At 73.2% G+C, this 19,842-nt stretch carries 17 protein-coding genes; 7 read left to right on the plus strand and 10 right to left on the minus strand.

The genetic code is table 11. The annotated features are described in order from the left end of the window. Positions 1-35 precede the first annotated feature (35 nt). Complete coding sequence (locus OHT61_RS06530) at positions 36-326, minus strand: YiaA/YiaB family inner membrane protein (RefSeq protein ID WP_329035865.1); 291 nt, start codon at positions 324-326, stop codon at positions 36-38. A 98-nt stretch (positions 327-424) separates the two neighbouring features. Then, positions 425-1,576: an acyl-CoA dehydrogenase family protein gene (locus OHT61_RS06535; RefSeq protein ID WP_329035867.1), complete on the minus strand. Its 1,152-nt coding sequence runs from the start codon at positions 1,574-1,576 to the stop codon at positions 425-427. 65 nt (positions 1,577-1,641) lie between these two features. Between OHT61_RS06535 and OHT61_RS06540 the strand changes: the two genes are divergently transcribed. The 3 genes from OHT61_RS06540 to OHT61_RS06550 all read left to right on the plus strand — a co-directional run bounded on the left by OHT61_RS06540 (position 1,642) and on the right by OHT61_RS06550 (position 4,629). After that, positions 1,642-2,316: a TetR/AcrR family transcriptional regulator gene (locus OHT61_RS06540; RefSeq protein ID WP_329035869.1), complete on the plus strand. Its 675-nt coding sequence runs from the start codon at positions 1,642-1,644 to the stop codon at positions 2,314-2,316. A gap of 156 nt (positions 2,317-2,472) precedes the next feature. Continuing rightward, positions 2,473-3,453, plus strand: coding sequence for a DMT family transporter (locus OHT61_RS06545; RefSeq protein ID WP_329035871.1), 981 nt, complete (start codon positions 2,473-2,475; stop codon positions 3,451-3,453). Positions 3,454-3,639: 186 nt separating this feature from the next. Further along, on the plus strand, positions 3,640-4,629 hold the full coding sequence (locus OHT61_RS06550; protein WP_329035872.1) for an Acg family FMN-binding oxidoreductase: 990 nt from the start codon (positions 3,640-3,642) through the stop codon (positions 4,627-4,629). An 85-nt stretch (positions 4,630-4,714) separates the two neighbouring features. On the opposite strand, the gene OHT61_RS06555 is transcribed toward OHT61_RS06550, so the two are convergent. The 6 genes from OHT61_RS06555 to OHT61_RS06580 form a co-directional block, all read right to left on the minus strand. Then, positions 4,715-5,794 (minus strand): Zn-dependent alcohol dehydrogenase, encoded by a 1,080-nt coding sequence (locus OHT61_RS06555; protein WP_329035874.1) that lies wholly within the window; start codon positions 5,792-5,794, stop codon positions 4,715-4,717. 31 nt (positions 5,795-5,825) lie between these two features. After that, on the minus strand, positions 5,826-7,220 hold the full coding sequence (locus OHT61_RS06560) for an aldehyde dehydrogenase family protein (RefSeq protein WP_329035877.1): 1,395 nt from the start codon (positions 7,218-7,220) through the stop codon (positions 5,826-5,828). A 216-nt stretch (positions 7,221-7,436) separates the two neighbouring features. After that, a complete protein-coding gene (locus tag OHT61_RS06565) occupies positions 7,437-8,681 on the minus strand; it encodes an MFS transporter (protein WP_329035879.1) in 1,245 nt (414 codons plus the stop codon). Then, a complete protein-coding gene (locus tag OHT61_RS06570; protein WP_329035881.1) occupies positions 8,681-10,129 on the minus strand; it encodes a CitMHS family transporter in 1,449 nt (482 codons plus the stop codon). Before OHT61_RS06570 ends, OHT61_RS06565 begins: the two co-directional genes overlap by 1 nt. A gap of 121 nt (positions 10,130-10,250) precedes the next feature. Beyond that, the gene (locus OHT61_RS06575; RefSeq protein ID WP_329035882.1) at positions 10,251-12,431 is read right to left on the minus strand and encodes a molybdopterin oxidoreductase family protein; all 2,181 of its coding nucleotides are present in this window, start codon (positions 12,429-12,431) and stop codon (positions 10,251-10,253) included. A 260-nt stretch (positions 12,432-12,691) separates the two neighbouring features. After that, positions 12,692-13,327, minus strand: a complete 636-nt coding sequence (locus OHT61_RS06580; RefSeq protein WP_329035883.1) for a TetR/AcrR family transcriptional regulator — start codon at positions 13,325-13,327, stop codon at positions 12,692-12,694. A 115-nt stretch (positions 13,328-13,442) separates the two neighbouring features. On the opposite strand from OHT61_RS06580, the gene hmgA reads away from it, so the two are divergent. From hmgA to OHT61_RS06600, 4 genes are all read left to right on the plus strand, one after another. Next, positions 13,443-14,762, plus strand: a complete 1,320-nt coding sequence (hmgA, locus tag OHT61_RS06585) for a homogentisate 1,2-dioxygenase (protein ID WP_329043121.1) — start codon at positions 13,443-13,445, stop codon at positions 14,760-14,762. A gap of 41 nt (positions 14,763-14,803) precedes the next feature. Next, a complete protein-coding gene (locus tag OHT61_RS06590) occupies positions 14,804-15,580 on the plus strand; it encodes a GntR family transcriptional regulator (RefSeq protein WP_329035884.1) in 777 nt (258 codons plus the stop codon). A gap of 92 nt (positions 15,581-15,672) precedes the next feature. Continuing rightward, complete coding sequence (locus tag OHT61_RS06595; protein ID WP_329035885.1) at positions 15,673-16,902, plus strand: type ISP restriction/modification enzyme; 1,230 nt, start codon at positions 15,673-15,675, stop codon at positions 16,900-16,902. Between the two features lie 70 nt (positions 16,903-16,972). Beyond that, positions 16,973-18,205, plus strand: a complete 1,233-nt coding sequence (locus OHT61_RS06600) for a CaiB/BaiF CoA transferase family protein (RefSeq protein WP_329035887.1) — start codon at positions 16,973-16,975, stop codon at positions 18,203-18,205. Positions 18,206-18,215: 10 nt separating this feature from the next. Here the strand turns inward: OHT61_RS06600 and OHT61_RS06605 are convergent, their stop codons facing one another. Together OHT61_RS06605 and OHT61_RS06610 are read right to left on the minus strand one after the other, a co-directional pair. Then, the gene (locus OHT61_RS06605) at positions 18,216-18,479 is read right to left on the minus strand and encodes a hypothetical protein (RefSeq protein WP_078598324.1); all 264 of its coding nucleotides are present in this window, start codon (positions 18,477-18,479) and stop codon (positions 18,216-18,218) included. Positions 18,480-18,951: 472 nt separating this feature from the next. Beyond that, positions 18,952-19,758 carry an SGNH/GDSL hydrolase family protein gene (locus OHT61_RS06610; protein ID WP_329035889.1) on the minus strand — a complete coding sequence of 269 codons (807 nt, stop codon included), beginning with the start codon at positions 19,756-19,758 and terminating at the stop codon, positions 18,952-18,954. Between the last annotated feature and the right edge of the window lie 84 nt (positions 19,759-19,842).

Genomic DNA, 19,842 nt, shown 5'->3' on the forward strand with positions numbered 1-19,842 from the left:
TGAGCAAGCGCTTAGATCGCCGGGGGCGGAGATCGTCAGAGCTTCTGGAAGGGATCGTGCTCGGCGAGGATCTTCTCCAGCCGGGCCTGGTCGACCCTGCTGACGATCCGGCCCGCCTCCTGCCGGTCCCTGATGACCTTGGCGAGGGTGAAGCACGAGGTGACGAGGTAGAGGACGCCGATGGCGAGGAAGGCCCGCACCCAGGCGCCGGCGTCGAGGAAGAAGATGCCGAGGGCCACGGCTCCCGCCGCCACGCCGAAGGAGAGGACGGCCTGGCCGTAGAAGGCGGCGGTGTTCTGCTGCTTGACCGATGTTGTCTCACTCATGTGGCACAGCATCCGCCGCGCCGCCCGACCCCGGCATCCGTCGGCGTACTCAGTGGGTACTCAACGGATGGCGGGGCCGGGTCCGGGCGCGGCCGTGCTCAGAAGGCGGAGACGCCCGTCAGGGCGCGGCCGATGATGAGCTTCTGGATCTGACTGGTGCCCTCGTACAGGGTCATCACGCGGGCGTCCCTGACCAGCTTGCCGACGGGGTACTCGTCGATGTAGCCGTAGCCCCCGAAGACCTGGAGGGCGTTGTTGGCGGCGCGCACCGCGGCCTCGGAGGCGAAGAGCTTGGCCGTCGACGCCGCGGTGGCGAAGTCCTGCCCCCGGTCGACGAGGTCGGCCACGCGCCAGGTCAGCATGCGGGCGGCGTCGACGTCCACGGAGATGTCGCTGATGAGCTCCTGGACCAGCTGGTAGCTCGCGATGGGCTTGCCGAACTGCTCGCGCTCGCCCGCGTAGCGCACCGCCGCGTCCAGTGCCGCCTGGGCGATCCCGACGCAGCCGGCCGCGACCGACATCCGCCCCTTGGCCAGGGCGGACATGGCGACGGAGAAGCCCTTCCCCTCGGGGCCCAGCATGGCCGAGGCGGGGACGCGGACGCCTTCGAGCACCAGTTCGGCGGTGGCCTGGCCGCGCAGCCCGAGTTTGCCGTGCACCGTGTGCCGGGTCAGGCCCGGGGAGTCGGCTGGCACCAGGAACGCGGAGATCCCCCGGTGCCCCGGGACGTCACCGGTGCGGGCGAAGAGCAGGACCACGTCGGCCCAGGTGCCGTTGGTGATGAACATCTTGCCGCCGTCGACGACGTACTCGTCGCCGTCGCGCACGGCGCGGGCGGTGAGGTTGCCCGCGTCGGACCCCGTGCCCGGTTCGGTGAGACCGAAGCAGCCCACGGCATCGCCCGAGGTGAGCCGTGGCAGCCACTGCCGCTTCTGCTCCTCGCTCCCCCAGGACGCGATCGTCTTGGCGACGAGCCCGAGCGACACGGACACGATGCCGCGCACGGACGAGTCCCCGCGCCCGAGCTCTTCGGTGACCAGGCAGTACGCGAGGTGGTCTCCGCCGGAGCCGCCGTACTCCTCGGGAACGGTCAGTCCCAGGAAGCCCAGGGCGCCGAGCTTCTTCACGATCGACTTGTCGACACTCTCGGCACGGTCCCACTCGACGACGTGCGGGGTGATCTCCCGTGCGACGAAGTCCTCGGCGAGCCGCCGGACGGCTTCCTGCTCCTCGCTCAGCTCCAGGTTCATCCTGCGGCACCCCACTTTTAATTAGCACTGCTAGTTTTTGATTGGCTGGCCCTACTATGTGCCGCATGGCCCGACCGCGCAAGCCCCTCCTGAACAGAGACCTCATCGTCGAGGCGGCGGGCGCGCTCGTGGACGCCGAAGGGCTCGGCGCGGTCTCGACCCGGCGCCTCGCCGCGGAACTCGGGGTCAGCGGGCCCTCGCTCTACAACCACTTCCGGAACAAGGACGAGATCCTCGACGCGGTCGCCGACGCCGTCTCGGCCCAGGTCGACCTGTCGATGTTCGTGGAGTCCGACCCGCGCGACTGGCCCGCCGCCCTGCACGACTGGGCCGTCTCCTACCGGGCCGCGCTCGCCGCGCACCCGCACATCGTCCCGGTGCTCGCCCAGGGCCCGGGCCGCCGCCCGGCCGGCCTGCGGGTCGCCGACGCGGTCTTCGGCGCCATGGTCCGGGCCGGCTGGCCGCCCGCGCAGGCCACCTACATCGGCGCGCTGATGCGCTACTTCATCACCGGCTCGGCGCTCGGCTCCTTCGCGCGCGGATTCGTCGACGACGAGACCGCGTACGACCCCGCCGACTACCCCCACCTCGGCCAGGCCCACCTGCTGGCCGACCGCCGTCAGCAGGTCGACGAGGGCGCGTTCGAGACCGGGTTGCGCGCCCTGCTCGACGGCCTGGAACTGCAGTACGAGCAGGCGGCGGCCGGCCGTGCGGTCCGGCCGTCGCCCAACGGTTCCTGACGCACCCTCGACGCCGTACGGAACGACCGGGCCGCGTGGGCGGCTCGCCCGGGGCGGGAAGCACGGGGCCCGGCACCCCGGCCCCGGAACGGCGTCGTTTGACGCTCCCCGGCAATTCGGTGGGCGCCGGAGCCCGACGGCCCTACGGTCGTCGTCATGACGTCGACACCACCACCTGTGACCTCCTCACCCGGACGCGACTGGCGCGCCCCGGCCGCCGCCTGCACCACGGTGCTCCTCTGGGCCTCCGCCTTCGTCTCCATCCGCAGCGCCGGCGAGGCGTACTCCCCCGGGGCGCTCGCCCTGGGCCGGCTGCTCGCCGGCTCGCTGACCCTCGGCGCGATCCTCCTGCTGCGCCGCGAGGGTCTGCCGTCGCGGGCGGCATGGCCCGGCATCATCGGATCCGGACTGCTGTGGTTCGGGCTTTACATGGTGGTGCTCAACTGGGGTGAGCAGCAGGTCGACGCCGGTACGGCGGCCATGATCGTGAACATCGGGCCGATCCTGATGGCCCTGCTGGGCGCCAGGCTCCTCGGGGAGAGCCTGCCGCGCCGGCTCCTGGCGGGCATGGGCGTCTCGTTCGCGGGGGCCGTCGTCGTCGGCCTGTCGATGTCGGGCCACGGCGGTTCCTCGGTGCTGGGAGTGCTCCTGTGCCTGCTGGCCGCGCTGTCGTACGCGGGCGGGGTGGTCATCCAGAAGCCCGCGCTGCGGCACGGATCGCCTTTGCAGATCACCACGTTCGGCTGCCTGATCGGTACGGCCGCCTGCCTGCCGTTCAGCGGCGTGCTCGCCTCCGAGGCGGCGCACGCCCCGTTGTCGGCCACCCTGAACATGGTCTACCTCGGCGTGTTCCCCACCGCGCTGGCCTTCACGACGTGGGCGTACGCACTGGCGAGGACCACCGCGGGCCGGATGGGCGCGACCACCTACGCGGTACCCGCCCTGGTGGTGCTGATGTCGTGGGTCCTGCTCGACGAGGTGCCCGCGCTGCTCACCGTCGGGGGCGGGCTGCTGTGCCTGGCAGGGGTGGCGGTCTCACGGACCCGTGGGCGGCGGGGCGGCACGTCCGGCGGCCGGGAGGTGGCGGTGAAAGCCCCGGCCGCGGAGGCGGAGCAGGTGGCGGCGGACCGGCCGTGAGGACCACGGCCGAGCAGGTGGCGGCGGACCGGACCCGCGGACCGGACGGATGGGACGTAAGTCCTTCCGACAGGTGACCGAGGTCCCTCACGCCTGCCGCGCCGACACCGCACTCTGGGATGTACGTCACATTCCATGCGGGCGGCCGCCCTCCCGCACGACCGAACCCCAGGGAGTCCCCGAGAGATGCAGCACACCGTCCACGCCATGCTCAACACGTCGGAACAGCTTGTCGTGGCAGCCGCCGCCGCTGCCGCACCGTCGGTGTTCAACACCCAGCCGTGGTCCTTCGTCTTCGCCGACGGGGCGTTCGAGGTGCGCGCGGACCCGGACCGGGCCTCCATGCCTACGGCGTCGGCGGCGCGGGACGTGCGTCTGTCGTGCGGGGCGGCGGTGTTCAACGCACGGGTCGCCCTCGCGCGCCTGGGCCACGGTTCCGAGGTCTCGGTGCTGCCCGATGCGGCGGACCCGCTGCTCGTCGCCCGGGTCGCCCTCACCGGCGGGAAACCCGACCCGGCGCTGGACGGGCTGTACCGCTGGGTGGGCAGCCGCCGCACGAACCGTTACCCCTTCCGGCCCGAGGCGATCCCCGCCGGCGTGCTCGCCCGACTGCACGACGCCGCACGGCGGGAGGGGGCGACCCTGCGGCTCCTGGACGCGGAACCCGAGTACCAGCGGATGCTGACGTCGATACGCCGCGCGACCTGGACCGAGGACGAGGCGGTCCGGGACGACCGCGACGCCCGGCTCTCGTCCAGGACGGACACGCCGGCGATCCCCGCCGGGAACCTCGGCCCCGTGCCCCGGCGCGAACTCCCCGACGACCCGCCCGTACGGGACATGGCCGAGGGCCTCGCCCTCCCCGGGCGCGCGAGCGCGTCCTTCGAGCCGCACCCCGACCTGGCCGTCCTGGAGACGGCGGACGACGACCCCGCGGCCTGGATCACCGCGGGCCAGGGGCTGCAGAGGCTCCTGCTGGAGGCCACCGGACACGGCATCGCGGCCTCGTTCGCGAACCAGCCCCTGGAGGACGCGGAACTGCGCCCCGAGGTGTCCGACGGTGCCGCGCACTACGGCTGTCCGCAGATGGTGCTGCGCATGGGCTACGCGACGACGCAGCCCCCGGCCTCGCCGCGCCGGCCGCTGAACGAGGTCGTCGGCTCGGCGCGCGGCTGACGGCGGGCTGCGGCCGGCGGGACCGCTCCCGCGACCGGCGGGGAGGGGCGGGGAGCGACCGCTCCCCGCCCCTCCCCATGTCCGGCTAGAAGACCACCAGCGCGCGCCCGCCCTTGCCCGCGACCATGTTGTCGAAGGCCGCCGGAATGTCCTCGAGCGCGATCCGCTCGGTGACCATCATCGAGAGGTCGAACCGGCCCGCGCGGATGTGCTCGGCCAGCACCGGCAGGTCGCGCTCGGGGACGCTGTCGCCGTAGACGCAGCCCGTCAGCGAGCGGCCCCAGTGGAAGATCTCCAGGGCGTTGAACGAGACCGTCTGGTCCTTGCCGCCGATGCCGACGACCGTGGTCCGGCCACCCCTGCGGGTCGACTCCCAGGCCCCCCGGATCGTGGCGGGCCGTCCGACGCATTCCACGGCCACGTCCGCGCCCTGGCCGCCGGTGAGCTTGCGTACGGCGCGGGGGGTGGTGTCGGAGGCGACGACGTAGTCGGTGGCGCCGGCCCGGCGGGCCAGTTCCTCCTTCTCCGGTGACACGTCGACGGCGATGATCCTGGACGCCCCGGCGATCCGGGCCGCCTGGAGGACCGCGAGGCCCACGCCGCCGATCCCGAAGACGACGACGCTCTCGCCCTCGCGCACCCGGGCGGAGTGGTGCACCGCTCCGTATCCGGTCAGGACGGCGCAGCCGAGCAGGGCGGCGTCGTCGAGCGGGATACCGGCGGGGGCGGGCAGCACGCAGTTCCCGGCGACGACCGTCTCCTGGGCGAACGCGGCGACGTTGAGCCCCGGGTGCAGCTCGGTTCCGTCGGCCGTACGGGCGTGGACGCGGGCCGCGCCCTTCAGCGCGTCGGCGCAGAGCCAGACCTCACCGATCCCGCAGTGGAAGCACACCCCGCAGGACGGCGCCCAGTTGAGGACCACGGGGTCCCCCGCGGCGACGTGGGTGACACCCTCGCCGACGGCGAGCACCGTACCGGCGCCCTCGTGGCCCAGGACCGCGGGGACCGGCAGCCGCATGGTGCCGTTGGACAGGGAGAGGTCGGAGTGGCAGACCCCGGCGGCGGTGAGCCGGACGCTCACCTGGCCGGGGCCGGGCTCCGGGAGTTCGATGTCGGTGATCTCCAGGGGAGAACCGACGGCGGGCAGTACGGCGGCGCGGACCACGAATGGACTCCTCGGCGGATCGGCGTGGGACTCAGAACTGGAGGGACTTGGTCTGGAGGTACTCGGAGAGGCCGTGCGGGCCCAGTTCGCGTCCCACACCCGACTGCTTGTACCCGCCGAAGGGGGCGAGGGGGTTGAAGCGTCCGCCGTTGATGTCGACCTGCCCGGTGTCCATGCGCCGGGCGAAGGCCACGGCCTCGTCGTCGTCGGCCGCCCAGACGGCCCCGGCCAGCCCGTACACGGTGTCGTTGGCGATCCGCAGGGCGTCGTCCACGTCCTCGTACCGCAGGATGGAGAGCACCGGGCCGAAGATCTCCTCCTGCGCGATGACCATGTCCGGGGTGACGTCGGCGAAGACGGTGGGACTGACGTAGTAGCCCCGCTCCCTGGGCGCCTCGGGGCCTCCCGCGACCAGGCGGGCCCCCTCCTCGATGCCCTTCTCGATGTAACCCCGCACCCTGGCCTGCTGCGTGGCGTTGACGACGGGGCCGACGCGCTCACCGGGGACGTACTTGGCGACGGCCGCCGCTGCGAGTGCCACGGCCTCCTCGTAACGCTCGGCGTCGACCAGCATCCGGGTCCAGGCGCTGCACGTCTGCCCGGAGTTGGACATCACGTTGGCGACGCCCACGTTGACGGCCTTGGCGAGGTCGGCGCCCGGCAGGATCACGTTGGCGGACTTGCCTCCGAGCTCCAGGGCGACGCGCTTCACGGCGGCTCCCGCGGTGGCTCCGATCTGCCTGCCGACCGCGGTGGACCCGGTGAACGACACGAGGTCGACGCCCTCGTGTCCGGCGAGAGCCTGGCCCGCGACGGCTCCGGTCCCGGTGACCAGGTTGAAGACACCGGCGGGCAGGCCGGCCTCCTGGGTCACCTCGGCGAAGAGCTGCGCCGTGAGCGGGGTGTCCTCGGCGGGCTTCAGGACGACGGTGCAGCCGGCGGCGAGCGCGGGGGCCACCTTGGCGACGATCTGGTGCAGCGGGTAGTTCCAGGGTGTGATCGCGCCGACGACGCCTACGGGCTCCAGCAGGACGGTGGAGTTTCCCAGCTTCTCCTCGAAGGCGTGGGAGGCGGCCAGTTCGGCGTACGAACCCGCCACGAGCACCGGTACGCCCGCGTGCACCGCCCGGGAGAGCGGAAGCGGTGAGCCGAGTTCGGAGGTGACGGTCTCGGCGATCTCGTCGGTGCGGGCCGCGAGCGCGTCCCGCAGGGCCGTGAGCCGGGCGGCGCGCTCGGCGGGCGGGGTGGCGGCCCAGCCGGGGAAAGCAGCGCGGGCGGCGCGTACCGCGGCGTCGACGTCCTCGGCGGTGCCCGCCGGGACGTGTCCGACGACCTGCTCGTCCGCCGGGTTCACGACCGCGATCGTGTCCCCTCCTGCGGCGGGCCGCCACTCCCCGCCGATGTACATCCCGTCATGCGCCTTCATGGCTGCCCCTCCCGGGCTCGCTGTGCCTGCCGCCGAAGCCGTGCGTCATACGGACGGATGCCGTCCCGGCCCCAAACTAGCGCTGTTAGTTTTTCGGCGCCAGGGAACGGCCGGAGACACAGGTCACGTGCGACGGGCCCACCGTCGCACGGCCCGCAGCGGACGTCCCGGGACCTGCGCGCCGCGCCGCCACGGATGTGGACGGCGGTCAGGGCGTCAGCCGGGGTTCCGCCCGGCCCGGGCGCGCTCGCCCGGGGCGGGCGCCACGGGGCCGGGCGGGTTCCCGGCCCCGCCACTGCGCAGACCGAGTCCCGCGGCCGCGACGAGCAGGGCACCCAGCATCACGAACGGCGCGCCGGTGCCCGCGAGTCCGGCCATCAGTCCGGCCGACGCGGGGGCGGCGACCTGGCCCAGCCGGTTGCCGGTCAGCCGGAGCGCGAGCGCGGTGGAACGGGCCGCCGCGGGAGCCGCCTGGACGACCGTGGTCATGGACAGCGGCTGGCCGACGCCGAGGCAGAAGCCCAGGGCGCCGAGCATGACGGCGAGCGCCCACACGGGGACGGGCAGCGCGACGGCGGCGCAGAGGAGTCCGCCGGCCAGGCAGGTCGCGGAGAGCAGGACGGCGCGGCCGACCAGGCGCAGCATCGGCGTCATGACCAGTCTGCAGGCGATGGTCGCGGCGGCCCGCAGACTGAGGAGCAGGCCCACGGCGGCGGGCGCGATCCCGCGGTCCTCGCCGACGACCGGCAGGTAGGCGGTGAGGATGTCAGTGGTGCTCAGCACGGCGAGGCTGATGAAGATGCCGGCCGGGACCCCCCTGCTCCGCAGGATGCCGCCGACCGGCACCTTCACGGTCGCGCGCGGGGGCGAAAGGGCGGACCGCGCATGCTCGATGCGCCAGAGCGAGGTGAAGGAGACCGCGGCCACGGCCGCCGAGACGAGCAGCGCGAGGGTGCTCGTGCGGGCCATGGCCCCGTCCCGCTCGGAGATCATGTAGCCGGCCGCGATCGGCCCGATGAGCTGCCCCAGGGAGGCGCCGATGGTGAAGTGACCGAAATTGCGGTCCTGTTCGGCCGGAGCCGACTGCCGGGCGACGAGCGACTGGGCGCCGATGACGAAGCAGAGGTGACCGAGGCCCATTACGCCGCTCCAGGCGGCCAGGGCCGGGAGCGAGCCCGAGGTGCCGCTGAGGGCGCAGCCGCCGCCGATCAGGACGACGCCGAGGGGCAGCAGGGGTGCGCAGCGGCCGTGGTCGGTCCGCCGCCCGATGGGTACGGCGGCGAAGAGCGGCAGCAGCGCGTACACACCGGCGATGACGCCGACGGCGCGTTCGTCGGCGCCGAGCGAGAGGGCCCGGTAGGAGACGGCGGGCCGCGCCATCGACACCGCCCCCTGCGCGAAGGCGAAGGCGATGACGAGGCGGAGCAGCCATCCCCTGCCGGGCCGTGGTTCGCCGGGCATCAGATGATTCCGAAGAGGATTCCCGCGCCGAGGACGACGAGCGAGGTCAGCACGGCCCATTTGACGGTGAAGCGGGTGTGGTCGCCGAACTCGACCCTGGCCATGCCGACCAGGACGAAGACGGCGGGGACGAGGGGGGACGACATGTGCAGCGGCTGCCCCACGATGGACGCGCGGGCGATCTCCAGGGAGGAGACGCCGTGGGAGGCGCCGGCCTCGGCGAGCACGGGCAGGACCCCGAAGTAGAAGCCGTCGTTCGACATGAAGTAGGTGAGCGGAAGGCTCAGCAGGCCGGTGACGAGGGCCATGTGCGGGCCCATCGCCTCGGGGATCGCGCCCACGAGCCAGTCCGCCATGTGGTCGACCATGCCGGTGCCGGTGAGCACGCCGGTGAAGACGGCCGCGGCGAAGACCATGCCGGAGACGTTGAGGACGTTGTCGGCGTGCGCGGCGATCCGTGCCCGCTGGTCGGGCATGTGCGGGAAGTTGACCGTGAGGGCGAGAGCCGCACCGAGGAGGAAGAGCACCGGGATCGGCATGAGCTCCATGATCATCGCGGTCAGCAGGGCCACCGTGAGACCCGCGTTGAACCAGTAGAGCCTGGGCCGCAGGGTGGGCCTGCGGGGGTCGAGGCCCTGGAACTCCTCGTGCCCGGGGCCGCCTTCGGCGCCGTCCGCACCCCGTGTGCCGCCGTCGGTGCCCGGGGCGTCACCGGTGCCTCCCGTGCCCCCGGCGCGCTCGGGGACGGTACCGCTCTTCGTGAGCCGGTCACCGGCACCGGCACCGGCGAGGACGGTCTCGGGCTCACCGACGCGCACCTCGTCGAGGCTGAGGGTGCCGAGCCGCCTGCGTTCGCGGCGGCCGAGCACGCAGGCCAGCAGGACGACGGCGAGGAGGCCGACGGCGAGGGCCGGGATCATGGGGACGAAGATGTCGGCGGCGTCCACCTTGAGCGCGGTGGCCGCCCGGGCGGTGGGGCCGCCCCAGGGCAGGGTGTTCATGACCCCGTTCGCGGTTGCGGCGACGCCGGTCATCACGACCAGGCTCATCTTCAGCCGCTTGTAGAGCGGGTACATCGCCGAGACCGTGATCATGAAGGTGGTGGACCCGTCGCCGTCCAGCGAGACGACGGCGGCCAGCAGCGCCGTACCGACGACGATCCGCATCGGGTCCGCCTTGCAGAAGCGCAGGATGGCGCGCACGACGGGGTCGAACAGGCCGACGTCGATCATCACGCCGAAGTAGACGATGGCGAACATCAGCATCGCCGCGGTCGGCGCGAGGGTGCCGACCCCGTCGATGACGTAGTCACCGAGCTTCGCGCCCTGCCCGACGGCCACGCAGAACAGGGCGGGGATCAGGACGAGCGCCGCGATCGGCGACATCTTCTTCGTCATGATCAGGACCAGGAAGGTCGCGATCATGGCGAAGCCGAGGATTGTCAACATAGGGGCTGCCTCACGTTCACCATCGAACTCCCGCCGGTGCCGGCGGTCCGGATGACGTTAGGGGCCCCGAAACGGCGTCGACAAGATGTCGGCGCGTGAGCAATATGAGCAGAACCCCAGGTCAGCGACGTGGTGTGACGGAGACCGGGACGGCGTTGAGCACCGAGGTGCCGGACAAGGGGTCCAGCAGCGTGCCGTCCAGGAGCTGGTTCACGTTGACACCGGGCCGCGCTCCCGCGACCGCCATGCGCGTGCCCGGGCGGCTGTGGCCCCAGCCGTGCGGAAGGCTCACGACCCCGGTCCGGACCGAGTCGGTGATCTCGGCGGGGGCCTCGACCTCCCCGCCGGCCGCGGCGATCCGGACGGTGTCGCCGTCGGCGAGCCCGATCCGGGCCGCGTCCTCGGGGTGGATCTGCAGGGTGCAGATGTTCGAACCCCCTTGCAGGGCTGCGACGTTGTGCATCCAGCTGTTGTTGGACCGCAGGTGGCGCCGGCCGACCAGGACGAGCCCGTCGGGCCGCGCACCGAGCGACGCGCGCAGTCGGGGCAGGTCGGCGGCGATCGGTGCCGGGAAGAGTTCGATGCGGCCGCTGCGGGTCCTGAGCACCTCGGGGACGCGCGGCTTCAGCGGGCCGAGGTCGATGCCGTGCGGCTGGGCGAGGACCTGTTCCAGCGTCAGGGCGTAGGGGCCGAGGCGCAGCATCAGGTCGAGGCGCCGCTCGGCGCCCGTGGTGCCGGTCAGGTCCGCCGCCAGGGACTCGGGGGCTCCGGCCCTCGCGAGCGCGGTGGACACGGCGAGGTCGTCGACGGCCTCGGGGGGCGCCCCGTGCATGCCGCCGACGGCGAGGACCAGCCGGGCGAGGATCTCGCTCTCGGCCATCCGGTCCTCCTCCAGGGGGACGGCCGGGCGGCTGTAGCGGACCTGGTTGCGCACGGCGAGGGAGTTGAACGCGAAGTCGAAGTGGGCGCTCTGCGAGGGCGGCGGCGGGGGCAGCACGACGTCGGCGTGGCGCGCGGTTTCGTTGAGGTACGGGTCGACGCTGACCATGAAGTCGACGCCGTCGGTGATCGCCCGGTCCAGCCGGTCGCCGTCGGGTGCGGACAGCACCGGGTTGCCGGCGATGACGATCAGGGCCCGGATCCGCCCCTCCCCCGGGGTCTCGATCTCCTCGGCCAGCGCGGCGACGGGGAGTTCGCCCTTGGCCTCGGGGTGTCCCGAGACCCGGCTCCTCCAGCGCCCGAGGGCGAAGCCCTTGCCGGGGGCGGCGGCGCGGGGCGCGCGTCCGGTGGCGGAGAGCGGGAAGAGCGCGCCGCCCGGCCGGTCGAGGTTGCCGGTGAGGATGTTGAGTACGTCGACGAGCCAGCTGGCCAGCGTCCCGTGTTCCACGGTGCAGCTGCCGATGCGCCCGTAGACGGCGGCGGCGGGGGCCGCGGCGAGTTCGCGGGCGATGGCACGGATGGTGTCCGGTTCCAGGTCGCACGCCCCGGAAACCGCCTCGGGGGTGAAGTCGGCGATGGCCTCGGCGAGTTCGTCGTAGCCGTCGAGGTGTCCCGCGAGTGCTCCCGGGTCGGCCAGCTTCTCCTCCAGGAGGACCTGGGTGAGCGCGGCGAGCAGGAGGGCGTCGGTGCCGGGCCGGATGGCGGCGTGCCGGTCGGCCAGCCGGGCGGTGCGGGTGCGGCGGGGGTCGATGACGGTGAGGGTGCCGCCGCGCCTGCGCAGCGCCTTGAGCTTGCCGGGGAAGTCGGCGGCCGTGCACAGGCTGCCGTTGGACTCCAGGGGGTTGGCGCCGATCAGCAGCAGGTGCGCGGTGCGGTCGAGGTCGGGTACGGGGATGGCCTGGGCGTCGCCGAAGAGCAGTCCGCTGGAGACGTGTTTGGGCATCTGGTCCAGGGTGCTCGCGGTGAACACGTTGCGGGTGCCGAGCGCGGCGAGCAGCAGCGGCGGATAGAGCGCGCCCGCCATCGTGTGGACGTTGGGGTTGCCGAGGAAGACCCCGACCGCCTGCTTGCCGTGCTCCTCGACCAGGGCGGGGATCTTCTCGGCGATGAGGTCGAAGGCCTCGTGCCAGGTCGCCTCGCGCAGGACGCCGTCCGTGCGGACGAGCGGGGCGCGCAGCCGGTCGGGGTCCGCGTCGAGGCCGCCGAAGGACGCGCCCTTGGGGCAGATGAAGCCCTGGCTGAAGACGTCGTCCCGGTCACCTCGGGCCCCGGTGACGGTCGTCCCCTCGATGGTGAGGGTGAGTCCGCAGGTGGCTTCGCAGAGCGGGCAGACACGCAGGGCGGTGCGGGATTCGTGGGACATGGGCCCTCCCCGGGGCGGCGGCGGTGGCACGCGGGCGTCGTCCGGCGTCCCACGGCGCGCACGGCGGGCGCGGGTTCCCGGCGGGACCGAGCATACCGACCGGTACGGATGGTGGCGAGGTGTTCGCACCACCGGTTACGGGGGCCGGCCGGGCCGCCCCTGCGCCAAGGCTCCCGCACCACCGGTCGAGGGCCGCCGCCGCTGCCGCGCGGGCTGCCCCTGGACGGCGGCAGCCCGCGGACGGGCCCGCCGGACCGCCCTCAGCCGAGCACTCCGGCGAGGTAGGCCTGGAGCAGGACCCGGGTCTCCCCTATCAGGTCCGGGTCGCCCTCCGGGTCGGCCCGGAAGGCGAGCTGGAGCAGCGCGTCGGCGGCCTGCACGCAGACCAGGACCGTGCGGAGCAGTCCGGGGTCGTCGGCGGCACCCTCGCACCCCCGCCCGAGGTGCCCGGAGAGCAGTTCCGCGAGGCGGGCCGCCACGAGCCGGTTCACGTCGTCGAGCGGACCGGTGACGGGCGCGGGGAGCCCGAAGTCCACCAGGGCGAATCCGGGCACGGAGCGCTTCATCGCCAGGTACTCGTCGAGCACCGCGTCGATGGCCGCGCGCCACTCCCGCTGCGGGATCTCCGCGAGTCTGCCGGTGACGCGTTCGGCGTAGACCTGGAGATTGCGTTCGGCCAGGGCGTCGACGAGTGCTCTCTTGTTGGGGAAGAAGCGGTAGACGGAGCCGATGGGCACCCCGGCGCGGTCGGCGACGGCCCGGGTGGACAGCTGCTCGTAGCCGCCGACGTCGAGGAGTTCGGCGCCGGCGTCGAGGATCCGGGCGAGACGGTCGGCGCTGCGCTGCTGCACGGGGACGCGTCGGAGGTTCGAATGAGCACGGGACACGGTCCCCATGATGCCGGTATGCCGTTGACGGGCGGCCTTTCGATTCCTACGGTGATCCATAGGATTCTTCGTCAGGGGATCCTCCGGGGGGATCCACGCGGTCCCTTACCCACGGGAGCGCATGGTGAGCGGCATCGAGCAGGCGAGAAAGACGGCGGACGGCCTCGGCTACACCTCCGGGTTCGGCAACGAGCACAGCTCGGAGGCCGTGCCGGGAGCCCTGCCACACGGCCAGAACTCCCCGCAGCGCGCGCCCCTCGGACTGTACGCGGAGCAGCTCAGCGGATCGGCCTTCACCGAACCCCGGGCCCGCAACCGCCGTTCCTGGCTCTACCGGATCCGCCCCTCGGCCGCGCATCCCGCGTTCACCCGCGTCGACAACGGCGCCCTGCGCACCGCCCCCTTCACCGAGACGGTCCCCGACCCCAACCGGCTGCGGTGGGACCCGCTGCCCGACCCGGCGCCCGGCACGGACTTCCTCGCCGGACTGTGGACGCTGGGCGGCAACGGCGACGCCGCGCAGCGCTCCGGCATGGCCGTCCACCTGTACAGCGCGAACGCCTCCATGACCGACCGGGTGTTCAGCGACTCCGACGGGGAGCTCCTGATCGTCCCCGAGCGGGGCGGGCTGCTGCTGCGCACCGAACTGGGCCTGCTGCGCGCCGAGCCGGGCCACGTGGCGCTGATCCCGCGCGGCGTCCGCTTCCGCGTCGAACTGCTGGACCCCGCCGCGCGGGGGTACGTCTGCGAGAACTACGGGCAGCCGTTCGTCCTGCCCGACCTCGGCCCCATCGGCGCCAACGGCCTGGCGAACACACGCGACTTCCTGGCGCCGCTCGCCGCGTTCGAGGACCGCGAGGGCCCGGTCGAGGTGGTCAACAAGTTCTGCGGCAACCTCTGGTCGGCGACGTACGGCCACTCGCCCCTCGACGTCGTCGCCTGGCACGGCAACCACACGCCGTACGTCTACGACCTGCGGCGCTTCAACGTCATCGGCACCATCAGCTACGACCACCCCGACCCGTCCATCTTCACCGTGCTGACCTCGCCGTCCGACACCCCCGGGCTGGCCGGCGTCGACTTCGTGGTGTTCGCCCCGCGCTGGCTCGTCGGTGAGGACACCTTCCGGCCGCCGTACTTCCACCGCAACGTGATGAGCGAGTACATGGGCCTCATCGAGGGTGCGTACGACGCCAAGGCGGGCGGGTTCGTGCCGGGCGGCGGATCGCTGCACAACATGATGTCTGCGCACGGCCCGGACCGTGAGACCTTCGACCGGGCGAGCGCGGCGGAGCTGAAGCCGCAGCGGATCGACGACGGCCTGGCGTTCATGTTCGAGACGCGCTGGCCGGTCACGGCGACCGCGCAGGCCGCCGGAGCTGGACACCTTCAGCGTGGGTACGACGACGTGTGGCAGGGTCTGAGCAGCAACTTCCGGCCGTGATCCGACGGCCGGCGACCGCGCAGAGAGCCCAGGTGAACCGGATGAATCAGGTCAACGAACTGCCTCGTACCCCCGGCTTCGCCCCCGACTCCCTGGTGCTGAACCGGAAGCTGCCCCTCTGGTACCAGGTCTCGCAGTCCCTGAGGGCGTCCATACTGGGGCGCCCTCAGGACGCCTCGACCCGGCTGCCCACCGAGGAACAGCTGGCGGTGCACTACGGGGTCAGCGTTCTCACGATGCGCCAGGCCCTCAAGGAGCTGGAGAGCGAGGGGCTCATCAGCAGGCACCGGCGGCGCGGCACGTTCATCGAGCCGCGCGCCCGGCGGGTCTCGCCGGTCCAGCTGATGGGTTCCATCGACGCGATCGTCGCGCAGCAGTCGGGCGAGCGCACGACCGTGCTCGGCCACGGCCGGACGCCCGTGCCCGGTGACCTGGCCGAGTTCTTCCCCGGCTGCGCTGAGGTGGCGAGCTACCGGCGGCTGCGCTGCGACGACGTCACCGGTGAGCCCACCAACTGGGCGGAGAACGCGGTACGGCCCGAGATCGCGGCGGGGCTCGACGTGGCGGATCTCGAACGGTGGCCGATGACCAAGGTCCTGCGCGACGCCGTCGGCGTGCGGATCTCCCGGATCACCGACACCGTCGAGGCCCGCCTCGCCGACCCCGAGACGGCGGAGCTGCTGCAGGTGCCGCTGCTCAGCCCGATCCTGCACTACACGGGCGTGACGTACGACGAGGAGGGCACCGTGGTGGACGTGGCGCGCATCCGCTACCGGGGCGACCGCTTCTCCTTCTCCGTGACGGTCGACGCGCACTGACGGCCCGTGGCCGCCGGTCGTTACGATGCCGGGGGCGGCGGGAAGGGGCCACCGCGAAGGGGCGGCACGGGGTCACGGGGAAGGACGACACGGTGGCAGCACGGGTGGCCGTCGATACCGGCGGGGGCGACGGGCCCCCGTTGCTGGACGACCTCATGCCCTGGTCGGTGCGGCCCCTGCGCACGGGGCGCCCCTGGGTGACGGCCCCGGACGCGGCCTCGCTCCGGGCCCGGTGGGATCTCCTTGCGGGGGCCGAAGGTGCCGAGCAGGAGGAGTTGTTCGGGTCCACCCGGTCCCGTACCCCGCACACGCCGGCGGCTGCGCTGCCGGGCCGGCACACCGGCACGCGGGCGTTCGCCAGGGAGCCCGGGCCCTGTCCGGAACCCGTGCGCGTCCTGCACGGCCCCTTCGACGAGCAGTGGATGATCCCCGACCACCGCCTGATCGACGCCGCCCGCCCCGAACTGTGGCGCGTCGCCGACGCGCATCAGCTCTTCGCCGTGGAGCACGGTTACGTCCCCCAGGACACCGGGCCCGCGCTGTCCGCGACCGCCCTGCTGCCCGACGGGCACTCCCCCGCGGGGCGCCCCGGGCGGATACGCCCCCTCTACCGGAGGCCCGGCGGCTCGGAGCCCAATCTGACGCCGGGTCTGGCCGCCCTGCTGGAGGCCCGCTACGGGACCCGGGTCACCGCGGAGTGCGTGCTGGCCTGGACGCTCGCCACGGCGACGCCGTCACCCGCCGGGCCGCTCGTCCCGCTGCCCGCCGAGGCCGCTCTGTGGGCCGAGGGCGTGGAGCTCGGCCGGGAACTGCTGCGGGTGCACCTGCGCGGGGCGCGCGGCGGGGAACGGCCCCGGCTGCCGGGCGGACGGCGGCCGTACGTACGCGCCGCGGTACCGGCCCTGCCGGACGCCCTGGCGTACGACGCCGGGGACGGGACGCTCGCCGTCGGCGACGGGCGTATCTCACCCGTGCCCGCCGGGGCTTGGGACTACCGCGTCAACGGAGTACGCGTGCTGGACCTCTGGTTCGAGCGCCGCGCCGCGCGGCCGGGGTCCGAGGGGCTGGCCGCGCTCGGCCCGCGCGAATGGCCGCGGGAGCGCACGTCGGAACTGCTGGAACTGATCACCGTGCTGGCACTGCTCGCCGAGGCGCGGCCCCGGCAGGAGTCGCTGCGGCAGCGCATCGCGGGGCTGGCCGGCCTCACCCGGGACGGACTGCGCGCGGCCGGGATCGTTCCCGTCCCCGCCGCGTCCCGCCGGCCCGCGTCCGTCCTGGGTCACCGGGAAGAGGGTCCCGAGGGCCAGTTCGCCCTGCTGTGAGGGGAAGCCGGCCCGGCGTCCGCGTGGCCGGGGTGACAGGACCGCCGCGCGCAGGGTAAGCACGCTGCCCATGAGCAGCACACAGCCACTCCCCCTGGACGGCATCACCGTGGTGGCCGTCGAGCAGGCCGTCGCCGCCCCCTTCGCGACCCGTCAGCTCGCGGACCTCGGCGCGCGCGTCATCAAGATCGAGCGTCCGGACGGCGGCGACTTCGCGCGCGGTTACGACACGGCGGCGCGCGGGCTCGCCTCCCACTTCGTCTGGTGCAACCGGGGCAAGGAGTCCGTCGCCGTCGACCTCAAGGACCCGCGCGGCCTGGACGTCGTGCTCCGGCTGATCGCCCGCGCCGACGTGTTCGTGCAGAACCTGGCGCAGGGGGCGGCCGCTCGGCTCGGCCTGGACGCGGCCTCGCTGTGCGCCGCTCACCCCCGGCTGGTGGCGGTCGACGTCTCCGGCTACGGCGCCGGGGGGCCGTACGCGCACCGACGGGCCTACGACATGCTCGTCCAGTGCGAGGCGGGGCTGGTGTCCGTGACCGGGACGCCGGAGCGTCCCGTCAAGGCGGGGGTGCCCGCCGCGGACATCGCGGCGGGCATGTACGCGTTCTCCGGTGTGCTCGCCGCCCTGCTGAGGCGCGCCACGACCGGACGCGGGGGCCCGGTGGAGGTCTCCATGCTGGACTCGCTGGCCGAGTGGATGGGCCATCCCCTGCACCACGGGATGCACGGTGGACCGGCCCCGGCCCGCACGGGGCTCGCGCATGCGGTGATCGCACCGTACGACGCGTACACCACCGCCGACGGCGAGCGACTGCTGCTCTCCGTGCAGAACGACCGGGAGTGGCGCAGGCTCGCCGAGCAGGTGCTGGAGCGGCCCGGTCTGGCCGACGATCCGGACTTCGCGACGAACACCGCGCGGACGGCGAACCGGGAGCGGACGGACGCGGTCGTGGGCGGCGTCCTCGCGGGGCTGGCGTGCGAGGAGGCGCTGGCGAGGCTGGACGCGGCGGGTATCGCCTGCGCCCGGCTGAACGGTGTCGCGGACGTGGCCGCCCATCCTCAGCTGGCGGCGCGGGACCGGTGGCGGGAGGTGGACACGCCTGTCGGCGCGCTGCGGGCCCTGATTCCCCCGATCACGCTGCCGGGCGGAGCGCCGGCGCCGATGGGTGCCGTACCGGCGCTGGGGGAACACACCGACGCAACGCTGCGGGCCCTGGGGATGACGGACGGGCAGACAGCAGCACTGCGCCGGGACGGAGTGATCGTGGACGCGGCCCCGAGCGGGGGGCCGGACCGTTCGTGACAGCCGTCGGTCAGCGGCGGCTGCCGAAGAGCGAACGCCGCAGTCGCCGCAGCGGGGCGAAGAGCGAGACGCGCGCGCTCCTACTCCTGCGGGTGTGCGCCGCGTCGCGCGAGGTGAGCTCGAGCATCAGCAGCGTCGCCTCCGCGGACTCCCGCTGCGGGACGGCGGGGCCGCCCAGCACTGCGAGATGGCGGTCGAGGCGCGAACTGGTCGCACCGCTCCCGCATGTGATGGCAGGCACACGCGGCCTGCTGCGCATCGTTATCTGTTCCATGTCACTCCCCACCCGTACGAGGGCACCCGGCCCGGGCAGGTTAACCCTATCGTCCCGCGACGACACTCGTGTATCCCGGCCGGAGGATTGCACACCCGTGTACGGGTGTTGACGGGCCGTTACCGCAACCACGGCGGACGCGGCGCGGGTTGGGCCGGCCCGGCGGCTGTGCGCCGCTTTCCGTCGGACGGCGGCCCGGCGGGCTTCCCCACCTGCCGCGCCCGGGTTCCCGGCCGGCCGGCCGGATCCCCGTGCCCCAGCGTACGCCGGGCGTGCTCCGAGAGCTTCGACCGGCCCCTTCGCGCTCGCCCGCTTCCGTGCGCCGCCCGGGCGCGCCCGGCGCCGAGGCCGGGCCGCCCGCACCCCCGCGGGACGCGGACGGCCTCCATGCGAAAGACACCCGGGGAGGGGCCCCGAGAGCGGAGCCCCTCCCCGGGCTGGACGCGTAGGGCGAGGTGCGGCAGGGCGCTGATCAGTCCTTCGCGTTGAGGACGGGGAGATAGCCGCCCGACTGCCCTGCCGCGGTGGGGTGGTAGGACTCGCCGATGTTGAGCCAGTTCACACTGTGCAGCCATGCGCTGCCCGAGCAGATCTCGTGCCCGGTGAAGGTGGAGGAGACGTCACCGAAGGTGAAGCCGTGGTCGGCGGCACGTTTGGCGGTGGCGGCGTTGAGATAGTCGGAGGCGCTGTTGATGGCGGAGCGCTCCGCCTCGCTCAGGCCGGCGATGCAACTGCCGCCGAGCTTGTAGAAGCGGGGATAGCCGAGGACGACGACGTGGGCGGAGGGCGCCTTGGCGCTGATGGCCGAGTAGACGGCGTCCAGCTTGCCGGGGAGGGTCGAGTCGACGTACGCGCGAGCGGTGGCGATCCGGTTGAGGCAGGTGGCCTCGGACTGCAGGACGCAGGTGGTCATGACATCGGCGAATCCGGCGTCGTTGCCGCCGATGGAGATCGAGACGAGGTCCGTGCCCGAGTTGAGCGGACCGAGCTGACCGGCCGTGACGTCTCCGGTCCTGGCTCCCGAACAGGCGGTGAAGGCGAACGACGCGGGGTTGTTGGCCGCCTTCCAGAGAGCCGGATAGGCGCGGGTGCTGCGCTTGCAGTCACCGCTCGCGCTGTCGTAGCTGCCCGCCCCCACTCCCGAGGAGTACGAGTCACCCAGGGCCACGTAGTCGACGGCCGCGGATTCCTTGGCCTGGGCGGCGCCCGCACCGGTCAGAGCGAGAACGGTGCCGAGCAGGAGAGAGGACGAGAACGCCACGAGTCTGGACATTTTCATGGAACCTCCTTGGGCAGGATCTCTGCCTACTCCGTGGTAGCAGTACCCACCGCAGCTTCGGAAGTGTCCATGCCAAAATGCTTC

Origin of the sequence: Streptomyces sp. NBC_00178 (assembly GCF_036206005.1) — a bacterium.
In the GTDB taxonomy this organism is placed as follows: domain Bacteria; phylum Actinomycetota; class Actinomycetes; order Streptomycetales; family Streptomycetaceae; genus Streptomyces.

Excerpts from the sequence above, each read along its gene's own strand:
- OHT61_RS06530 (WP_329035865.1), bottom strand. The coding sequence starts at position 326 with ATGAGTGAGACAACATCGGTCAAGCAGCAGAACACCGCCGCCTTCTAC.
- OHT61_RS06535 (WP_329035867.1), bottom strand. The coding sequence starts at position 1,576 with ATGAACCTGGAGCTGAGCGAGGAGCAGGAAGCCGTCCGGCGGCTCGCC.
- OHT61_RS06540 (WP_329035869.1), top strand. The coding sequence starts at position 1,642 with ATGGCCCGACCGCGCAAGCCCCTCCTGAACAGAGACCTCATCGTCGAG.
- OHT61_RS06545 (WP_329035871.1), top strand. The coding sequence starts at position 2,473 with ATGACGTCGACACCACCACCTGTGACCTCCTCACCCGGACGCGACTGG.
- OHT61_RS06550 (WP_329035872.1), top strand. The coding sequence starts at position 3,640 with ATGCAGCACACCGTCCACGCCATGCTCAACACGTCGGAACAGCTTGTC.
- OHT61_RS06560 (WP_329035877.1), bottom strand. The coding sequence starts at position 7,220 with ATGAAGGCGCATGACGGGATGTACATCGGCGGGGAGTGGCGGCCCGCC.
- OHT61_RS06565 (WP_329035879.1), bottom strand. The coding sequence starts at position 8,681 with ATGCCCGGCGAACCACGGCCCGGCAGGGGATGGCTGCTCCGCCTCGTC.
- OHT61_RS06570 (WP_329035881.1), bottom strand. The coding sequence starts at position 10,129 with ATGTTGACAATCCTCGGCTTCGCCATGATCGCGACCTTCCTGGTCCTG.
- OHT61_RS06575 (WP_329035882.1), bottom strand. The coding sequence starts at position 12,431 with ATGTCCCACGAATCCCGCACCGCCCTGCGTGTCTGCCCGCTCTGCGAA.
- OHT61_RS06580 (WP_329035883.1), bottom strand. The coding sequence starts at position 13,327 with ATGGGGACCGTGTCCCGTGCTCATTCGAACCTCCGACGCGTCCCCGTG.
- OHT61_RS06590 (WP_329035884.1), top strand. The coding sequence starts at position 14,804 with ATGAATCAGGTCAACGAACTGCCTCGTACCCCCGGCTTCGCCCCCGAC.
- OHT61_RS06600 (WP_329035887.1), top strand. The coding sequence starts at position 16,973 with ATGAGCAGCACACAGCCACTCCCCCTGGACGGCATCACCGTGGTGGCC.
- OHT61_RS06605 (WP_078598324.1), bottom strand. The coding sequence starts at position 18,479 with ATGGAACAGATAACGATGCGCAGCAGGCCGCGTGTGCCTGCCATCACA.
- OHT61_RS06610 (WP_329035889.1), bottom strand. The coding sequence starts at position 19,758 with ATGAAAATGTCCAGACTCGTGGCGTTCTCGTCCTCTCTCCTGCTCGGC.